The organism is Pseudomonas sp. EA_5y_Pfl2_R50, assembly GCF_963970475.1.
Lineage (GTDB): Bacteria > Pseudomonadota > Gammaproteobacteria > Pseudomonadales > Pseudomonadaceae > Aquipseudomonas.
The window spans coordinates 160,354-176,892 of sequence record NZ_CAXAPT010000006.1 but is presented as its reverse complement, the minus strand read 5'-3'; the positions used below and the strand labels follow the sequence as shown (position 1 = coordinate 176,892).

Sequence of the window (16,539 nt, the reverse complement as noted above, 5' to 3'; positions counted from 1 at the left end):
ACCTGATAGGCGTGGTCGCCGGTAAAACGGATCAGTATCCTAGCACCTCCTCGCCCGCCTAGGCTAAGACCAAGCGGGCCGCCCAACAGGTTAAAAAACGAATGAATGCTCTAGCCCGCCGCGCTGCAGGCCTGCTGCTTTGCACAGTCTGCCTGCCCCTTTCGGCCCTGGCGGCCGACCCGCAACCGACTCACGAATTCACCCTCGATAACGGTCTGAAGGTCGTCGTGCGCGAAGACCATCGCGCACCGGTCGTGGTCTCGCAGGTCTGGTACAAGGTCGGCTCCAGCTACGAAACCCCGGGCCAGACCGGTTTGTCCCACGCGCTTGAGCACATGATGTTCAAGGGCAGCGAGAAAGTCGGGCCCGGCGAAGCCTCGCTGATCCTGCGCGATCTGGGCGCCGAAGAAAACGCCTTCACCAGCGACGACTTCACCGCTTACTACCAGGTGCTGGCCCGCGACCGCCTGGGCGTGGCCTTTGAACTGGAAGCCGACCGCATGGCCAATCTGCGCCTGCCGGCCGACGAGTTCGCCAAGGAAATCGAAGTCATCAAGGAAGAGCGTCGCCTGCGCACCGATGACAAGCCGATGTCCAAGGCCTACGAACGCTACAAGGCCATGGCCTACCCGGCCAGCGGCTACCACACACCGACCATCGGCTGGATGGCCGACCTCGACCGCATGAAGGTCGAAGAGCTGCGCCACTGGTACCAGTCCTGGTACGTGCCGAACAACGCCACGCTGGTGGTGGTCGGCGACGTCACCCCGGACGAAGTGAAAACCCTCGCCCAACGCTATTTCGGCCCGATCGCCAGGCGCGACGTGCCGCCCGCGAAACAACCGCTGGAACTGGCCGAACCCGGCGAACGCCAGATCACCTTGCATGTACAGACACAGTTGCCGAGCCTGATGCTCGGTTTCAACGTCCCGAGCATCGCCACCGCTGAAGACAAACGCTCGGTCAACGCCCTGCGCCTGATCTCGGCCCTGCTCGACGGCGGTTACAGCGGTCGTATCCCGACGCAACTGGAGCGCGGCGAAGAGTTGGTCTCCGGCGGTTCATCGAGCTACGACGCCTATACCCGTGGCGACAGCCTGTTCACCCTCTCGGCGACGCCGAACACGCAGAAGAAAAAGACCATGGCCCAGGCCGAAGCGGGTCTTTGGAAGCTGCTGGAACAGCTGAAAACCACCGCGCCGTCCGCTGAAGAACTTGAGCGTGTGCGTGCGCAAGTGATTGCCGGCCTGGTCTTCGAACGTGATTCGATCACCAGCCAGGCCACGGCGATTGGCCAACTGGAAACCGTCGGCCTGTCGTGGAAACTGATGGACACCGAACTCGCCGATCTGGAAAGCGTGACCCCACAAGACATCCAGAACGCCGCCAAGTTGTATTTCACCCGCGAACGTCTCAGCGTCGCCCACGTCCTGCCCCTGGAGACGACTCATGAGTGAGCGCAAAACCCCACGCCTGCTGCTCGGCCTGATTGCCGTGGCGGTGATCGGCTCTGCCGCGTTCTACCTGACGCCAGGTGCCGACAGCAAAGCCAGTGAAGCGCTGGACAACGCCAAGAGCACCCAGAAGCTGCAATCGCTGGCCGAACTCGACGGCAAGGCTCCCGCCAGCCGCAAGCTCGACGTACAAACCTGGAACACCGCCGAAGGCGCCAAGGTGTTGTTCGTTGAAGCCCACGAGTTACCGATGTTCGACATGCGCCTGATCTTCGCCGCCGGCAGCAGTCAGGACGGTAACGCGCCGGGCTTGGCGGTGCTGACCAACGCGATGCTCAATGAAGGCGTGGCCGGCAAGGATGTCGGCGCCATCGCCCAAGGTTTTGAAGGCCTGGGCGCGGATTTCGGCAACGGTGCATTCAAGGACATGGCGCTGGCTTCTCTGCGCAGCCTGAGTGCCGCTGACAAGCGTGAACCGGCGCTGAAGCTGTTCGCCGAAGTGGTCGGCAAACCGACCTTTCCCGCCGACTCGTTCGCGCGCATCAAGAACCAGTTGCTCGCCGGCTTTGAATACCAGAAGCAGAACCCCGGCAAACTCGCCAGCCTGGAGCTGATGAAGCGTCTGTACGGCGATCACCCGTATGCGCATTCGAGCGACGGCAATCCGCAGAGTGTGCCGAAGATCACCCTCGCGCAATTGCGTGAGTTCCACGCCAGGGCTTACGCGGCCGGCAATGTCGTCATCGCGCTGGTCGGCGACCTGTCGCGCGCGGAAGCCGAGGCGATTGCCCATCAGGTCTCTTCTGCCTTGCCGAAAGGCCCGGCGCTGGCGAAGATTGCCCAGCCACAAGAACCGAAAGCCAGCGTCAACCACATCGAGTTCCCGTCGAAGCAGACCAACCTGATGCTCGCGCAACTGGGCATCGACCGTGACGACCCGGATTACGCCGCGCTGTCGATGGGCAACCAGATCCTCGGTGGCGGCGGTTTCGGTACACGCCTGATGAGCGAAGTGCGTGAGAAACGCGGTCTGACTTACGGCGTGTATTCGGCGTTCAGCCCGATGCAGGCGCGTGGCACGTTCATGATCAATCTGCAGACCCGTGCGGAAATGAGCGAAGGCACCCTGAAACTGGTGCAGGACGTGCTCGCCGACTACCTGAAAACCGGACCGACGCAAAAAGAACTCGATGACGCCAAACGCGAACTGGCCGGCAGCTTCCCGCTGTCCACCGCGAGCAATGCCGATATAGTCGGCCAACTTGGCGCGATGGGCTTCTATAATCTGCCGTTGAGCTACCTGGACGACTTCATGCGTCAGTCCCAGAGCCTGACCGTGGAACAAGTCCGCGACGCCCTGAACAAACACCTGAGCACGGACAAAATGGTCATCGTCAGCGCTGGCCCGACCGTGCCGCAAAAGCCGTTACCGGCCCCTTCTGATAAACCTGCCGAGCAACCGCTCGGGGTTCCGGAGCATTAATGGCGACTCGAGCACCCAAGAAACCTGCACACAATGTGCACAACGGCGTTAACCAGTTGCGCATCATTGGCGGTCAATGGCGCAGCCGCAAGCTGAGCTTCCCCGATGCGCCGGGCCTGCGCCCGACGCCGGATCGTGTGCGTGAAACCCTGTTCAACTGGCTGGCGCCTTATGTTGAAGGGGCCAAAGTCCTCGATCCGTTCGCCGGCAGCGGCGCGCTGTTTCTCGAAGCCCTGTCCCGTGGCGCGGCCATGGGGCAGGCGCTGGATGCCAGCAACATTGCCGTCTCCAGCCTGAAAGAACATCTCGGCACCCTGCGCTGCACCAACGGCCAGGTGCAGACCGCTGATGCGCTGCGTTATCTGGAAACCCAGACTGCAACAGCATACGACCTGGTATTCCTCGACCCGCCGTTCAACCAGAATCTGCTGCCGGCGGTTTGTACCCTGCTCGAAGAACGCCAATGGCTGGCGCCTGATTCATGGATCTACACTGAAAGCGAAACCGCTCCGTCGATCCTCGGCCTGCCGGGCAACTGGCGCTTGCACCGTGAGCAAAAATCCGGGCGGGTGCATTACGCGTTGTGGCAACGTATGGCGCAGATCGCCGGTTAACCGACCGGCCTGAACAAGCGGTGCGCCTCGAACGAGGCCGCCGCGCTGCATCGAGAATCATCGTGTCCGCTTCTTCAGAACGCTTCCTCCCCGCCTTCGGCCTGAGCAACCCGCACCTGCAAACCCTGTGGGGGCCGCTGTGGCGCAAAACCGTGCATATCGAACGTGAACGCGAACGCCTGTGGCTTGAGGATGGCGACTTTCTCGACCTCGACTGGCACGGCCCGCACACAGCCACTGCGCCGTTGGTGCTGATACTGCATGGGTTGACCGGTTCCTCCAATTCGCCTTACGTGGCGGGCATCCAGAAGGCGTTGGCCGATCAGGGTTGGGCCAGCGTTGCGCTGAACTGGCGTGGCTGTTCGGGCGAACCCAATCTGTTGCCGCGCAGCTATCATTCCGGCGCCAGCGAGGACCTCGCTGAAGCCATCAAACACCTGCGGGCGAAACGCCCGTTGGCGCCGTTGTATGCCGTCGGTTATTCCCTGGGCGGCAACGTGTTGCTCAAGCACCTGGGCGAAACCGGCAGTGCCAGTGGCGTGCTCGGCGCGGTGGCGGTGTCGGTGCCGTTTCGTCTCGATCAATGTGCCGACCGGATCGGCCAGGGCTTTTCCAGGGTCTATCAGGCGCATTTCATGCGCGAGATGGTCGCGTACATCAAGAACAAACAGCGGCAGTTCCAGCATGACGGCCGCGAGGATGGCCTCGCCGCGCTCGCGGCGCTCGGGTCGCTGGAAAACATGCGCACGTTCTGGGATTTCGATGGCCGGGTGACCGCACCGCTGCACGGTTTTACCGATGCCGAGGATTATTACCGGCGTGCGTCGAGCCGCTATTTCCTCGCTGAGATCCGCACGCCAACGCTGATCATTCAGGCGGCGGACGACCCGTTCGTGTTCCCGCACAGCTTGCCCCAGGCTGATGAGCTGTCGGCCTCAACCGTATTTGAATTGCAGGCACGCGGCGGACACGTCGGATTCGTCGACGGCTCAGTGCGCCAGCCCGGCTACTACCTCGAACGCCGCATCCCGCAATGGCTGGCCAGTGTGCCCGCATGAGCGAACACGGCGAATCGATCCATTTCTGGCAAACCGCGCCGCTGGCCGGAGTCGAATTGTTGTCGGCACGCTACATCGATCATCGCTTCGCCCCTCATGTGCACGACGGCTTCGTGATCGGCATGATCATGGCCGGTGCCCAGCGCTACCGTTATCGCGGCGCCGAGCATCTGGCCGGCAGCGGCACGCTGGTGCTGATCAACCCGGACGAGTTGCACACCGGGCACAAGGGCACCGACGACGGGTGGCTGTATCGAGCGTTCTACCCGGATACCGGCCAGATTGTTTCGCTGCTGGATGAACTTGAACTGTCCACGACGAGTTTGCCGGCGTTCGGCGCCACGTTGTACCGCGATGCGGATCTGGTCAGCGGTTTTGCCCAACTGCACCGGTTGCTCGAAAGCCCTGCCACCGCCCTGCAACAGCAAACGGTGTGGCGCGAGATGATGTTGCTGTTGTTGCAGCGTCACGCCGCCGTTCCGGTCGCGGGCCGACCGGGCAAGGAGCACCGCGCGGTGGTCATGGCCAAGGAGTGTCTGCAAGCGCAACTGGCGGCGCCACCGTCACTGGAAGAGTTGGCGGCGGCGGTGAACCTCTCGCCATTCCATTTCGCCCGGGTGTTCCGCCGCGCGACCGGCATGCCGCCGCATGCCTGGTTGATGCAGCAACGCATCGCCACCGCACGCGCCCTGTTGCAGAGCGGCTGTTTGCCGGTGGAAGTCGCGACACGGTTGGGTTTTGCCGATCAGAGCCATTTGAGCCGACAGTTCAAACAGGCTTACGGCGTCGGGCCCGCCGCGTATCGCAGTGCCCGACAATCCCCCCAGACGCCGCATACCCCATGGGGGAGCGGGGTTGCTCGCGAAAGCGGTCGCTCATTCAACATGGATATCGACTGACCCGACGTCTTCGCGACCAACCCGGCTCCCGCACTGGCCTGTGCAGTGACTATTCGCCGGTGGCGATACCGCGCGCCGGCTCGTTGATCCACTCACTCCACGACCCGGCATACAAGGAACCTAACGGATATCCCGCCAGGCACAGTGCAAACAGGTTGTGACACGCCGTCACTCCGGAGCCGCAGTACGCCACCAGTTCCGACGGCGAACGCTCGCCGAGTTTTGCGGCGAAGCGCTGCTTGAGTTGCTCCGCCGGTAGAAAGCGCCCGTCGCTGTCGAGGTTGTCAGTGAACGCCGCGCATTGTGCGCCGGGAATGTGCCCGGCAATCGGGTCAATCGGTTCCACTTCACCCTTGAACCGCGGCAAGGCCCGCGCGTCGAGCAGGGTCAAGGCCGGCTGACCGAGGCGCTGTTGCAGTTGCCCGGCGCTGAGCAGCAGGCCCATGTCCGGCTGACCACTGAAGCTGCCGCGACTCACCGACGGCGCGTCCAGACTCAGCGGCAACCCCGTCGCGTGCCAGGCCTTGAGCCCGCCGTCGAGGATGAACACGCCGTCGCGTTTGCCCAGCCACGCCAGCAACCACCACGCCCGCGCCGCATAGGCGCCGGGCCCATCGTCGTAAAGCACGACATCGCTGTCGGCGTTGATGCCCCATGCCTGCAAACGCTCGACCAGCGCGGCAGGCACAGGCAGTGGATGGCGCCCGGTCACGCCCTTGACCACTTTACCGCTCAGGTCACGCTCAAGATCGGCAAAAACCGCCCCGGCGATATGCCCTTCGGCGTAGCTGCGCGGACCGTAATCCGGATCTTCGAGGGCAAAACGACAATCGAGAATCACCAACCCCGGCTGGTCCTTGCGGGCCTCCAGTTCTGGCGGGCTGATCAACTGCGCAATCGGCATAACGGGCTCCTGTGGAGTTTCAACGGAACGGTTTACTTCACATCTTCGAGGGCCTGGGCCAGCGGCACATAGAACTCCTCGAACAGCGCATTGACCTGATCGCGCGCCTCATCGGTGACAAACCCGGCTTCCAGCACCAGCACCTGATACACGCCCCGTTTAACGGCCTGCTCGCTGAGGTGGTTGGAGTTTTCCCGAGTGGTGCACAAGAAGCGTACCCACGACGTCAGAATGATCCAGGCGTTGAGCGTGAGGGATTCGATTTGCACCCGGTCCATCTTCAAGATGCCGGCAGCCACAAAGCCTTCGTAAATCGCCGCGCCCTGAATCACGCAGCGCTGGGAAAAGCGCCGGTAACGGGCGGCGAGCTCCGAATCACTGTCGAGCAGGTGTTCGAGATCGCGGTGCAGAAAGCGGTAGCGCCACATCGCCGACAGCAGTTCCTTGAGATAGAAACGCTTGTCTTCCACCGTCGCGGCGCGGCCCTGTGGCGGACGCAGAAAACTGTCGACCAGGGCTTCGTACTCACTGAACAGCACGGCGATGATCGCCTGCTTGTTGGGGAAGTGGTAGTACAGGTTGCCCGGAGAAATCTCCATGTGGGCTGCGATGTGATTGGTGCTGATGCTGCGCTCGCCCTGCTGATTGAACAGCTCCAGGCTGTTCTGCACGATGCGCTCGCTGGTTTTTATTCGTGGGGCCATAGGCTTGAGCTTTAATTCAGAGTGCGTTGGCGGGCATCTTACGACCTATCTGGAGATGGATAAAACAATGCTGCACCAGGAAGTCATTTGACTTTATAGAGCATAGACTCTAAAAAGTTCGTCACTACGATAAATCCGGAGCCTACGATGACTGCCGATATTGCCTACCTGCAAACGCTTCAACAGCCACTGGAAGAGCTCAATCGGCAGTTCACAGCGCAACGAGCGGCCTACGCAGCCAACCCGATGCCGCCTGCCGCCCAGCGTCAGCAGTGGCTCAAGGCGTTGCGCGAGGTGCTCAGCGACGAGCGTCAGGCCTTGATCGACGCCATCAGCACGGATTTCAGCCATCGCAGCGCCGACGAAACCCTGCTCGCCGAACTGATGCCGAGCCTGCACGGCATTCATTACGCCAGCCGCCATCTCAAGGGCTGGATGAAAGCCTCACGGCGCAAGGTCGGCATGGCCTTTCAGCCCGCCTCGGCGAAAGTGGTTTACCAGCCGCTGGGCGTGGTTGGCGTCATCGTGCCGTGGAATTACCCGTTGTATCTGGCGATCGGCCCGTTGGTCGGCGCACTGGCGGCGGGCAATCGGGTGATGCTCAAGCTCAGTGAATCGACCCCGGCCACCGGCCTGCTGCTCAAGGATTTGCTGGCGCGGGTGTTCCCGGAAGATCAGGTCTGCGTGGTGCTCGGCGAGGCGGACATCGGCGTGGCGTTTTCCCGCCTGCCGTTTGATCATCTGTTGTTCACCGGCTCGACCAGCGTCGGCAAGCACGTGATGCGCGCCGCCGCCGAAAACCTCACGCCGGTCACTCTGGAACTGGGTGGCAAGTCGCCCGCCATCGTCTCCCGCGACGTGCCGCTCAAGGACGCCGCCGAGCGCATCGCCTTCGGCAAGACCCTCAACGCCGGACAGACCTGTGTCGCCCCGGATTACGTGCTGGTGCCGCAAGACCGCATCGGCGCTTTCGTCGAAGCCTACCGCCAGGCCGTGCAGGGGTTTTACCCAACCCTGGCTGACAACCCGGATTACACCGCCATCATCAATGATCGCCAACTGGCACGGCTCAACGGTTACGTCAGCGACGCCACCAGCAAGGGCGCGCTGCTGATTCCCCTGTTCGATCAGGGCCAGGGTCGGCGCATGCCCCATAGCGTGCTGCTCAATGTCAGCGACGACATGACCCTCATGCAAGATGAAATCTTCGGCCCGTTGCTGCCCATCGTGCCGTACCAGGATCTGGAGCAGGCATTCGCTTACATCAATCAGCGGCCTCGTCCTCTGGCGCTTTACTACTTCGGCTATGACAAACGCGAGCAGAACCGCGTGCTCAACGAAACCCATTCCGGCGGCGTCTGCCTGAACGACACCTTGCTGCATGTGGCCCAGGACGATATGCCCTTTGGCGGCATCGGCCCTTCGGGCATGGGCCACTACCACGGTCACGAAGGATTCCTGACGTTCAGCAAGGCCAAAGGCGTACTGGCTAAACAGCGCTTCAACGCGGCCAGACTGATTTACCCGCCTTATGGCAAATCGATTCAGAAACTGATCCAGAAGCTGTTCATTCGCTAAACGCTCGTCACTGCCGGGTAATAAAAACAATGCACCCAAGCCTGACCGAAACACCCGCCCTGTCGCGCCGTGGCCTGCTGAAATTCAGCCTCGGCGCCACCGCGTTTCTCGCCACCGCCGGTCTCGGCGCCAGCCTCAGTGGCTGCTCTTCCAGCATCGCCGCCAAGGGTTTCACCACGCTGCGCGACGGCGATCTGCTGTTTCTGCGCGCCTTGATTCCGGTGATGCTCGACGGCGCCGTCGCGGCGCAAAAAATGCCCACCGCCACTGAGGGTACGCTCAAATCGCTGGATTACAGCCTCGACCATTTGTCGCCGGAAATGCTCAAGCTCACCCGACAACTGTTCGATGTGCTCGGCATGGCCGTGACGCGCGGGCCGCTCACCGGGATCTGGGGCAGTTGGGAAAACGCCACGCCCGAGGCGATGGGGCATTTTCTCGAGCGCTGGGAGAACAGCTCGCTGAGCTTGCTGCGCATGGGCCACAGCTCCTTGCAGCAGATGGTGATGATGGCTTGGTACACCCGCGCGCAATCGTGGGCGCATTGCGGGTATCCCGGCCCGCCTACCGTCTGAAACCGTATCGCTCCCTTCGCGAGCAGGCTCGCTCCCACAGAGCCAGCCGCCACGCCTGCATCCAGAATAACAAAGAGAATTTGACCGATGCCCGTACCCGACCCGTTCCGCGAAGGCCTCGCCCGAGGCTGGAAAACCTACAACGGCGCGCAACTGAGCGATGACCTGATCCTCGAAGCCGATGTTGCCATCATCGGCAGCGGCGCCGGCGGCGGCACCACGGCAGAGATCCTCAGCGCCGCCGGTTACAAGGTTCTGCTGATCGAAGAAGGCCCGCTGAAAACCAGCTCCGACTTCAAAATGCTTGAGGACAAGGCCTACAGCAGTCTCTATCAGGAAGGCATCGGCCGGATGAGCAAGGACGGCGCGATCACCATTCTGCAAGGTCGCGCAGTCGGCGGCACGACATTGATCAACTGGACATCAAGCTTTCGCACCCCCGAACCGACTCTCGAACACTGGGCCAGGGAGCACAACGTCAAAGGCCACAGCCCCGCCGAGATGGCGCCGTGGTTCGAGAAAATGGAGCAGCGCCTCGGCGTCGCCCCATGGATGGTGCCACCCAACCCCAACAACGACGTGATCCGCAAAGGCTGCGAGCAACTCGGCTACAGCTGGCACGTGATCCCGCGCAACGTGCGTGGCTGCTGGAACCTCGGTTATTGCGGCATGGGCTGTCCGACCAATGCCAAGCAGTCGATGCTGGTCACGACCATTCCGGCGACGCTGGAAAAGGGCGGCGAGCTGCTTTATCTGGCCCGCGCAGAGAAACTGCTGATCAGCAGCGGCGATCAGGTCACTGGCCTGCACTGTGTGGCGATGGACGAACGTTGCGTCGAGCCGACCGGGCGCAGGATTACCGTCAAGGCGCGGCATTACGTGCTGGCCGGCGGCGGCATCAACAGCCCGGCGCTGTTGTTGCGCTCAGACGCGCCGGACCCGCACAAATGCCTGGGCAAACGCACCTTCCTGCACCCGGTGAACATGTCCGCTGCGCGCTTCGACGACGTGGTCAACCCGTTTTATGGCGCGCCGCAGTCGATCTACTCCGACCATTTCCAGTGGAAGGACGGCACCACCGGGCCGATGGCGTTCAAACTCGAAGTCCCGCCGCTGCATCCGGCGCTGGCCGCGACGCTGCTCGGCGGTTTTGGCCAGGAGAATGCGCAACACCTGGCCGACCTGCCGCACACCCACGCCATGCTCGCCCTGCTGCGTGACGGTTTTCACCCGGACAGCACTGGCGGCTCAGTCGAATTGCGTGGCGACGGTTCGCCGGTGCTCGACTATCAGGTCTCGTCTTATGCCTGGGAAGGGTTGCGTCGTGCATTCCATGTCATGGCCGAGATCCAGTTCGCCGGTGGCGCGAAATCGGTGATGCCGATGCACGCCGACGCGCGCTACGTGAACACCCTGGCCCAAGCGCGCACGCTGATCGATGGCTTGAGTCTGGAGTTGTATCGCACGCGCCTGGGCAGCGCCCACGTCATGGGCGGCTGCGCGATGGGTGAAGACGCGAAAAGCGCCGTCACTGACAGCCTCGGACGCCATCATCAACTGCGCAATCTGTCGATTCACGACGGCTCGCTGTTCCCCACCAGCATCGGCGCCAACCCGCAATTGTCGGTGTATGGCCTGACCGCACAGCTGGCGACGGCCCTCGCTGAACGGTTGAAAAACCCGTGAAAAAGCCGATTATTGCCATCGTCTATAGTGCTTTCTTACGCAAAAGTCGACTTGGCCGACCGGGACGGCTGCGATACCATCCGACTCCCCAACGGACTCCCGCCAGGACGACGCGATGAACCGAGTGTTGTACCCAGGTACCTTCGACCCTATTACCAAGGGCCATGGCGATCTGGTCGAACGCGCCTCGCGCCTGTTCGATCACGTGATCATTGCGGTCGCCGCCAGCCCGAAGAAGAACCCGCTGTTCCCGCTGGAACAACGGGTCGAACTGGCTCGTGAGGTCACCAAACACCTGCCGAACGTGGAAGTGGTCGGCTTCTCGACGCTGCTGGCGCATTTCGCCAAAGAGCAGAATGCCAACGTGTTCCTGCGCGGCCTGCGTGCGGTGTCGGACTTCGAGTACGAATTCCAGCTGGCCAACATGAACCGCCAGTTGGCGCCGGACGTGGAGAGCCTGTTTCTCACCCCGTCTGAGCGTTATTCGTTCATTTCCTCGACGTTGGTCCGCGAAATCGCGGCTCTTGGCGGGGATATCAGCAAGTTCGTGCACCCGGCCGTGGCCGACGCGCTGACCCTGCGCTTCAAAAAATAGGTGCTGCCGAAGGCTGCGATCCTGGCTTTTGATTGCAGCCCTTGATCGCAGCAACGTGCACTGCGCTCGCCAATGCGGCACAATTGCGCGCATTGATTTATAGCGCCCGGGCCTGCCGCCCCGGCTGGAGTTAGCATGTCCCTGATCATCACCGACGATTGCATCAACTGCGACGTCTGCGAACCCGAGTGCCCGAACGCCGCCATTTCCCAAGGCGAAGAGATCTACGTGATCGACCCGAACCTGTGCACCCAGTGCGTCGGCCATTACGACGAACCGCAGTGCCAACAGGTCTGCCCGGTGGATTGCATTCCGCTGGACGAGGCGCATCCAGAGACTGAAGAACAGTTGATGGAAAAGTACCGCAAGATCACCGGCAAGGCCTGATCTGGCAGTTTTATAGCGCTCTTCCGGGCCTCTTCGCGAGCAAGCCCGCTCCCACATTGGAATGCATTTCAAATTGTGGGAGCAAGCCTGCCCGCGAAAGCGCCATCAGCAACAGCGCAAAACCGTGATCAGCTCACTCACGCTGTTCAAACCCCTCTCCTGTACACCCCAGGCATCGCACAAACGCGGCTTTCGCCGGATCGACCACCAACGCCTGCCCCGCATCGCCAATACCGCCACCCAATGCGGTAAACGGCAACGACACGACAAACGCACCCGCACCAATCACCGTCGCCACCACCAATAACGGTCGGGCAATCAGCAAATCGCCGAGCATGGCATAGGCCGGTGGATTCTGGATGGTGTAGCGCGGATCACCGCTGCCGCGCTCCGAGGCCTGAGCGGCCAGACTGGAACACAGCAGCAGTGCGAGAACGAGGGCTGGCGAGGATTTCATGGCACGATCCTTCGGGCTGAACAGTGAGACAACTCACTATAGACCGTAGGACTTTTTCAGCCGATTGCCTCAGGTCTGGCAGCGCGGGCAGAACACGCTGGCGCGCTGGCCGAGCTTCACTTCCCGCAGACCGGTGCCGCAGACCTTGCAGTGTTCACCGCCACGGCCATAGACGAACAGTTCCTGCTGGAAATACCCCGGCTGCCCGTCGCCACCGATGAAGTCGCGCAACGTAGTGCCGCCCCGTTCAATGGCGGCGGCGAGGATGCGTTTGATCTCGATCGCCAGCTTCAGGTATCGCCCCCGGGAGATGCCCCCCGCCTCGCGACGCGGATCAATCCCGGCGGCGAACAGCGCCTCGGTCGCATAAATATTGCCGACCCCGACCACCACCGCGTTATCCATGATGAACGGCTTCACCGCCATCGAGCGCCCGCGCGATAACTGAAACAAACGCTCGCCGTCGAACAGATCGGTCAGCGGCTCCGGTCCGAGTCGAATCAGCAATTCGTGATTGAACGGATCGTTACTCCACAGCATCGCGCCGAAACGTCGCGGATCGGTGTAACGCAGGGCCAGCCCCGACTCCAGTTCGATATCGACATGCTCATGCTTGAGCGCCGGCAGGCCGACCTCGACCAGGCGCAGATTGCCCGACATGCCCAAGTGACTGATCAAGGTGCCGGCTTCGGCGTTGATCAACAGGTACTTGGCACGTCGCTCGACCAACACGATGCGCTGCCCGGACAGGCGTACATCGAGGTCGTCCGGGATCGGCCAGCGCAGCCGGCGATCCCGCACGATCACCCGGCTGACGCGCTGGCCTTCCAGGTGCGGAGCAATGCCCCGGCGAGTGGTTTCGACTTCCGGCAGTTCAGGCATGGAGTCCTCGAATCAATGCGCGCCGAGGTCGCGGATCGTTTGTTTGAGCGTTTCGAAGTCGTAATCCGACAGCCCTACATAGTCGAGTACCAATGGCCCGACAGCGCTCCATTCGAAATCTTCGGTCTGGTTGCCCAGCACTCGATACGAAGCGCAAATGTGTTCGGCCATCTTCAGGATCGCCAGCAGGTTTTTCAACTGACTGTTACGCGACGATTCATCGCTGAAGATCGCCAAAGCATTGTGGTGATTGGCGATGGCGGCGCTGACGTGCTCTGGCAAACGCCACGACTTGGCGGTGTAGTAACCGACCACGGCGTGGTTGGTGTTGAACTCGCTGTTTTCGGTGTCCACTACCCGGCATTCGCCGCTGGCGTTGGCGTAAGCCTTTTCCAGCACCGACATGTAGTTGGGGAAACGCTGCAGCATCAACGGCACGCCGCAATCGTGGAACAGACCCAAGGCATACGCCTCGTCACCGGCCTGAGTGCCGATGCGCTTGGCCAGCGTCAGACATGTCATGGCCACGTCTTGCGCGGTGTCCCAGAAACGATTGAGGGTGACGATGGTGTCATCGTTCATTTCGCCCTTGATCGACTGCGCGTTGATCAGGTTGATGATCGAACGGCTGCCCAGCAGGTTCACCGCACGCTGGATCGAGGTGATCTTGTTGCTCAGGCCGTAATACGGCGAGTTGACGATTTTCAACAGCGAGCCGGACAGACCCGGGTCCTGAGCGATCAGCTTGGCGATCACCTCAAGGTCGGGGTCGGGCATGTACTGCTCCATTTGCAGATCCACCATGATCTGCGGTTGCGCCGGCACACTGATGCCTTGCAGCGATTGTTGAATCTGTTCGGTGGTCAGCTCTTGGGACATAAGTACACACTCTGGGTCAGGCGGCGATTCTAACCTTTAAAAACCGCACGACGACACACCAGTGGGCAATTGTCAGGAACTTTCATTCGCGCTCCGGCTTCGGAATCTGTAATGCCCATCGGGTCCCTCCGGCCCGTTGCGGCGGCAAACTCCCACAGACTCAGGAGCTTATCGATGGCCACTATCCTCAACGGCAAACGCGTCGCCATTCTGGTAACAGACGGTTTCGAACAGGTCGAACTGACAGGTCCAAAGCAGGCACTGGAGCAGGCTGGCGCGCAGGTCGACATCCTTTCCACCGAAACTGGCAAGGTCAAAGGCTGGAACCACGACAAACCGGCGGACGACTTCACCGTCGACCAGACATTCCAGGCCGCCAGCATCGAGCAATACGACGCGGTGGTACTGCCCGGAGGCGTACAGAATTCCGACACCATCCGCATCGATCAGGATGCCCAGCACCTGGTCAAGACCGGCGCGTCTGCTGGCAAACCGATTGCGGTGATCTGCCATGGCGGCTGGCTGCTGATCTCGGCGGGGCTGGTCAACGGCAAGAGCATGACCAGTTACAAGACACTCAAGGATGACCTGGTCAATGCCGGGGCCAATTGGGTCGATAAAGAAGTGGTCAAGGACGGTCACCTGATCAGCAGTCGTCAGCCTGATGATATTCCGGCGTTCAACAAAGAGTTGATCGACGCACTGTCTGCGTAGAAGTCAAAACCGCCTTCGCGAGCAAGTCGAATCGTCACTCCCACATTGGTCTTGTGTCAGTCACAAATCCCCTGTGGGAGCGAGCCTGCTCGCGAAGAGGTCACCTGCGTTTCATCGCACGCCAATCCCGACACCAGCCCCAACACGCTATACTCCCGCTCTTTTTTCCGGAGCGACGTCATGTCCCTGCCTAGCCTGCGCCTCAAAGCCAACGCCGACCGACGCCTGCGAAATGGCCACTTGTGGGTCTACAGCAACGAAATCGACGTGGCCGCCACACCACTGCATGGCTTCCAGGCCGGGGATCAGGCCATTCTCGAAGCGGCCAGCGGCAAGCCGCTGGGCATCGTGGCCATGAGCCCGAACAACCTGATTTGCGCCCGCCTGCTGTCGCGCGATATCAAGCTGTCGCTGGACAAATCGTTGCTGGTGCATCGCCTGAACGTGGCCCTGTCGCTGCGCGAGCGCCTGTTCGACAAACCGTTCTATCGCCTGGTCTACGGCGATTCCGACTTGCTGCCTGGTCTGGTTGTCGACCGTTTCGGCGACATCCTCGTGGTACAGATCGCTTCGGCGACCATGGAAGCGCATAAAGATGACGTGATCGCGGCACTCACCCAAGTGCTCAAGCCAAGCGGCATCCTGTTCAAGAACGACTCCGCTGCGCGTGATGCCGAAGGCCTCAACCGCTACGTCGAAACCGTGTTCGGCCTGGTGCCGGAATGGGTGGCGCTGGAAGAGAACGGCGTGAAGTTCGAAGCGCCGGTCATTCAAGGCCAGAAAACCGGCTGGTTCTACGACCACCGCATGAACCGCGCACGTCTGGCGCCTTACGCCAAGGGCAAACGCGTACTTGACCTCTACAGCTACATCGGTGGCTGGGGCGTACAGGCTGCCGCATTCGGCGCCAGCGAAGTGTTCTGCGTCGATGCGTCGGCCTTCGCCCTCGACGGCGTCGAGCGCAACGCCGCCCTGAATGGCTTCGCCGAGAAAATGACCTGCATCGAAGGCGACGTCTTCGAAGCACTGAAAGAGTTGAAGGCCAGCGAAGAGCGTTTCGACGTGATCGTGGCGGACCCGCCAGCGTTCATTAAACGCAAGAAAGACATGAAGAACGGTGAAGGCGCCTATCGCCGCCTGAACGAACAGGCCATGCGCCTGCTGACCAAGGACGGCATCCTGGTCAGCGCATCGTGTTCGATGCACCTGCCGGAAGATGATCTGCAGAACATTCTGCTGACCAGCGCCCGCCATCTGGATCGCAACATCCAGATGCTCGAGCGTGGCGGTCAGGGTCCGGACCATCCGGTGCACCCGGCCATCGCCGAAACCCGCTACATCAAGAGCATCACTTGCCGACTGCTGCCTAACAGCTGATTGGTCGCTGAAACAAACGGGGAGCCCTTGGGCTCCCCGTTTGTTTTGCAGGCGGTGCAATGCCGCCTGCTGCCGCTCACACAGCCCAACTTCCTACAATTAATTTCTCACTATCTTGCAGGAAATTTCCCTGCACTTTTAATTTAACGAAAAACAACTTACAAGCAGCCGAGAACAGCTTGACCCCTCCAGAAAAATTAGGATTTTTCCTACTCATATTCGCTTGCCAATAACTGATTACAAACTATTATTGAGCTGTCACCACGAGGTGACATTCAATCTTGATGAACAAG

17 protein-coding genes are annotated in these 16,539 nt (G+C 61.3%); 12 read left to right on the top strand and 5 right to left on the bottom strand.

Annotation, left to right across the window (positions count from 1 at the left end; all coding sequences use genetic code 11):
* Positions 1-101 precede the first annotated feature (101 nt).
* The 5 genes from AACY19_RS12555 to AACY19_RS12535 all read left to right on the top strand — a co-directional run bounded on the left by AACY19_RS12555 (position 102) and on the right by AACY19_RS12535 (position 5,508).
* Complete coding sequence (locus AACY19_RS12555; protein WP_339450540.1) at positions 102-1,457, top strand: M16 family metallopeptidase; 1,356 nt, start codon at positions 102-104, stop codon at positions 1,455-1,457.
* Positions 1,450-2,937, top strand: coding sequence for a M16 family metallopeptidase (locus AACY19_RS12550; protein WP_339450538.1), 1,488 nt, complete (start codon positions 1,450-1,452; stop codon positions 2,935-2,937). Before AACY19_RS12555 ends, AACY19_RS12550 begins: the two co-directional genes overlap by 8 nt.
* Positions 2,937-3,551 (top strand): 16S rRNA (guanine(966)-N(2))-methyltransferase RsmD, encoded by a 615-nt coding sequence (gene rsmD / locus AACY19_RS12545; RefSeq protein ID WP_339450536.1) that lies wholly within the window; start codon positions 2,937-2,939, stop codon positions 3,549-3,551. Before AACY19_RS12550 ends, rsmD begins: the two co-directional genes overlap by 1 nt.
* Before the next feature lie 62 nt (positions 3,552-3,613).
* Complete coding sequence (locus AACY19_RS12540) at positions 3,614-4,609, top strand: hydrolase (RefSeq protein WP_339450534.1); 996 nt, start codon at positions 3,614-3,616, stop codon at positions 4,607-4,609.
* Positions 4,606-5,508, top strand: coding sequence for an AraC family transcriptional regulator (locus AACY19_RS12535; protein WP_339450532.1), 903 nt, complete (start codon positions 4,606-4,608; stop codon positions 5,506-5,508). Before AACY19_RS12540 ends, AACY19_RS12535 begins: the two co-directional genes overlap by 4 nt.
* Positions 5,509-5,557: 49 nt before the next feature.
* On the opposite strand, the gene AACY19_RS12530 is transcribed toward AACY19_RS12535, so the two are convergent.
* Entirely contained in the window at positions 5,558-6,412 is an 855-nt protein-coding gene (locus AACY19_RS12530) for a sulfurtransferase (RefSeq protein ID WP_339450530.1), read from the bottom strand.
* A gap of 32 nt (positions 6,413-6,444) precedes the next feature.
* Positions 6,445-7,116: a TetR/AcrR family transcriptional regulator gene (locus AACY19_RS12525; protein WP_339450529.1), complete on the bottom strand. Its 672-nt coding sequence runs from the start codon at positions 7,114-7,116 to the stop codon at positions 6,445-6,447.
* Between the two features lie 147 nt (positions 7,117-7,263).
* Between AACY19_RS12525 and AACY19_RS12520 the strand changes: the two genes are divergently transcribed.
* The 5 genes from AACY19_RS12520 (at position 7,264) to AACY19_RS12500 (ending at position 11,937) form a co-directional block, all read left to right on the top strand.
* Positions 7,264-8,694, top strand: coding sequence for a coniferyl aldehyde dehydrogenase (locus AACY19_RS12520; RefSeq protein WP_339450527.1), 1,431 nt, complete (start codon positions 7,264-7,266; stop codon positions 8,692-8,694).
* Between the two features lie 29 nt (positions 8,695-8,723).
* On the top strand, positions 8,724-9,269 hold the full coding sequence (locus AACY19_RS12515; protein WP_339450525.1) for a twin-arginine translocation pathway signal protein: 546 nt from the start codon (positions 8,724-8,726) through the stop codon (positions 9,267-9,269).
* Between the two features lie 87 nt (positions 9,270-9,356).
* Positions 9,357-10,955 carry a GMC family oxidoreductase gene (locus AACY19_RS12510; protein ID WP_339450523.1) on the top strand — a complete coding sequence of 533 codons (1,599 nt, stop codon included), beginning with the start codon at positions 9,357-9,359 and terminating at the stop codon, positions 10,953-10,955.
* Positions 10,956-11,070: 115 nt separating this feature from the next.
* Positions 11,071-11,550, top strand: a complete 480-nt coding sequence (coaD, locus tag AACY19_RS12505; protein WP_003229157.1) for a pantetheine-phosphate adenylyltransferase — start codon at positions 11,071-11,073, stop codon at positions 11,548-11,550.
* Between the two features lie 135 nt (positions 11,551-11,685).
* Complete coding sequence (locus AACY19_RS12500; RefSeq protein ID WP_003195146.1) at positions 11,686-11,937, top strand: YfhL family 4Fe-4S dicluster ferredoxin; 252 nt, start codon at positions 11,686-11,688, stop codon at positions 11,935-11,937.
* 133 nt (positions 11,938-12,070) lie between these two features.
* Here AACY19_RS12500 and AACY19_RS12495 read toward each other — a convergent pair whose 3' ends face one another.
* The 3 genes from AACY19_RS12495 to AACY19_RS12485 form a co-directional block, all read right to left on the bottom strand.
* On the bottom strand, positions 12,071-12,394 hold the full coding sequence (locus tag AACY19_RS12495) for a multidrug transporter (protein WP_339450521.1): 324 nt from the start codon (positions 12,392-12,394) through the stop codon (positions 12,071-12,073).
* A gap of 69 nt (positions 12,395-12,463) precedes the next feature.
* The gene (gene mutM, locus AACY19_RS12490; protein WP_339450520.1) at positions 12,464-13,276 is read right to left on the bottom strand and encodes a bifunctional DNA-formamidopyrimidine glycosylase/DNA-(apurinic or apyrimidinic site) lyase; all 813 of its coding nucleotides are present in this window, start codon (positions 13,274-13,276) and stop codon (positions 12,464-12,466) included.
* A gap of 12 nt (positions 13,277-13,288) precedes the next feature.
* Positions 13,289-14,101 carry an HDOD domain-containing protein gene (locus AACY19_RS12485; RefSeq protein WP_339450864.1) on the bottom strand — a complete coding sequence of 271 codons (813 nt, stop codon included), beginning with the start codon at positions 14,099-14,101 and terminating at the stop codon, positions 13,289-13,291.
* Positions 14,102-14,329: 228 nt separating this feature from the next.
* On the opposite strand from AACY19_RS12485, the gene AACY19_RS12480 reads away from it, so the two are divergent.
* Both AACY19_RS12480 and AACY19_RS12475 read left to right on the top strand, forming a co-directional pair.
* The gene (locus AACY19_RS12480; protein ID WP_339450518.1) at positions 14,330-14,869 is read left to right on the top strand and encodes a type 1 glutamine amidotransferase domain-containing protein; all 540 of its coding nucleotides are present in this window, start codon (positions 14,330-14,332) and stop codon (positions 14,867-14,869) included.
* A gap of 180 nt (positions 14,870-15,049) precedes the next feature.
* Entirely contained in the window at positions 15,050-16,246 is a 1,197-nt protein-coding gene (locus tag AACY19_RS12475) for a class I SAM-dependent rRNA methyltransferase (protein WP_339450516.1), read from the top strand.
* Positions 16,247-16,539 lie beyond the last annotated feature (293 nt).

Excerpts from the sequence above, each read along its gene's own strand:
- AACY19_RS12520 (WP_339450527.1), top strand. The coding sequence starts at position 7,264 with ATGACTGCCGATATTGCCTACCTGCAAACGCTTCAACAGCCACTGGAA.
- AACY19_RS12555 (WP_339450540.1), top strand. The coding sequence starts at position 102 with ATGAATGCTCTAGCCCGCCGCGCTGCAGGCCTGCTGCTTTGCACAGTC.
- AACY19_RS12535 (WP_339450532.1), top strand. The coding sequence starts at position 4,606 with ATGAGCGAACACGGCGAATCGATCCATTTCTGGCAAACCGCGCCGCTG.
- rsmD (WP_339450536.1), top strand. The coding sequence starts at position 2,937 with ATGGCGACTCGAGCACCCAAGAAACCTGCACACAATGTGCACAACGGC.
- AACY19_RS12550 (WP_339450538.1), top strand. The coding sequence starts at position 1,450 with ATGAGTGAGCGCAAAACCCCACGCCTGCTGCTCGGCCTGATTGCCGTG.
- AACY19_RS12495 (WP_339450521.1), bottom strand. The coding sequence starts at position 12,394 with ATGAAATCCTCGCCAGCCCTCGTTCTCGCACTGCTGCTGTGTTCCAGT.
- AACY19_RS12500 (WP_003195146.1), top strand. The coding sequence starts at position 11,686 with ATGTCCCTGATCATCACCGACGATTGCATCAACTGCGACGTCTGCGAA.
- AACY19_RS12515 (WP_339450525.1), top strand. The coding sequence starts at position 8,724 with ATGCACCCAAGCCTGACCGAAACACCCGCCCTGTCGCGCCGTGGCCTG.
- AACY19_RS12525 (WP_339450529.1), bottom strand. The coding sequence starts at position 7,116 with ATGGCCCCACGAATAAAAACCAGCGAGCGCATCGTGCAGAACAGCCTG.
- AACY19_RS12510 (WP_339450523.1), top strand. The coding sequence starts at position 9,357 with ATGCCCGTACCCGACCCGTTCCGCGAAGGCCTCGCCCGAGGCTGGAAA.
- AACY19_RS12480 (WP_339450518.1), top strand. The coding sequence starts at position 14,330 with ATGGCCACTATCCTCAACGGCAAACGCGTCGCCATTCTGGTAACAGAC.
- coaD (WP_003229157.1), top strand. The coding sequence starts at position 11,071 with ATGAACCGAGTGTTGTACCCAGGTACCTTCGACCCTATTACCAAGGGC.
- AACY19_RS12475 (WP_339450516.1), top strand. The coding sequence starts at position 15,050 with ATGTCCCTGCCTAGCCTGCGCCTCAAAGCCAACGCCGACCGACGCCTG.
- AACY19_RS12530 (WP_339450530.1), bottom strand. The coding sequence starts at position 6,412 with ATGCCGATTGCGCAGTTGATCAGCCCGCCAGAACTGGAGGCCCGCAAG.
- mutM (WP_339450520.1), bottom strand. The coding sequence starts at position 13,276 with ATGCCTGAACTGCCGGAAGTCGAAACCACTCGCCGGGGCATTGCTCCG.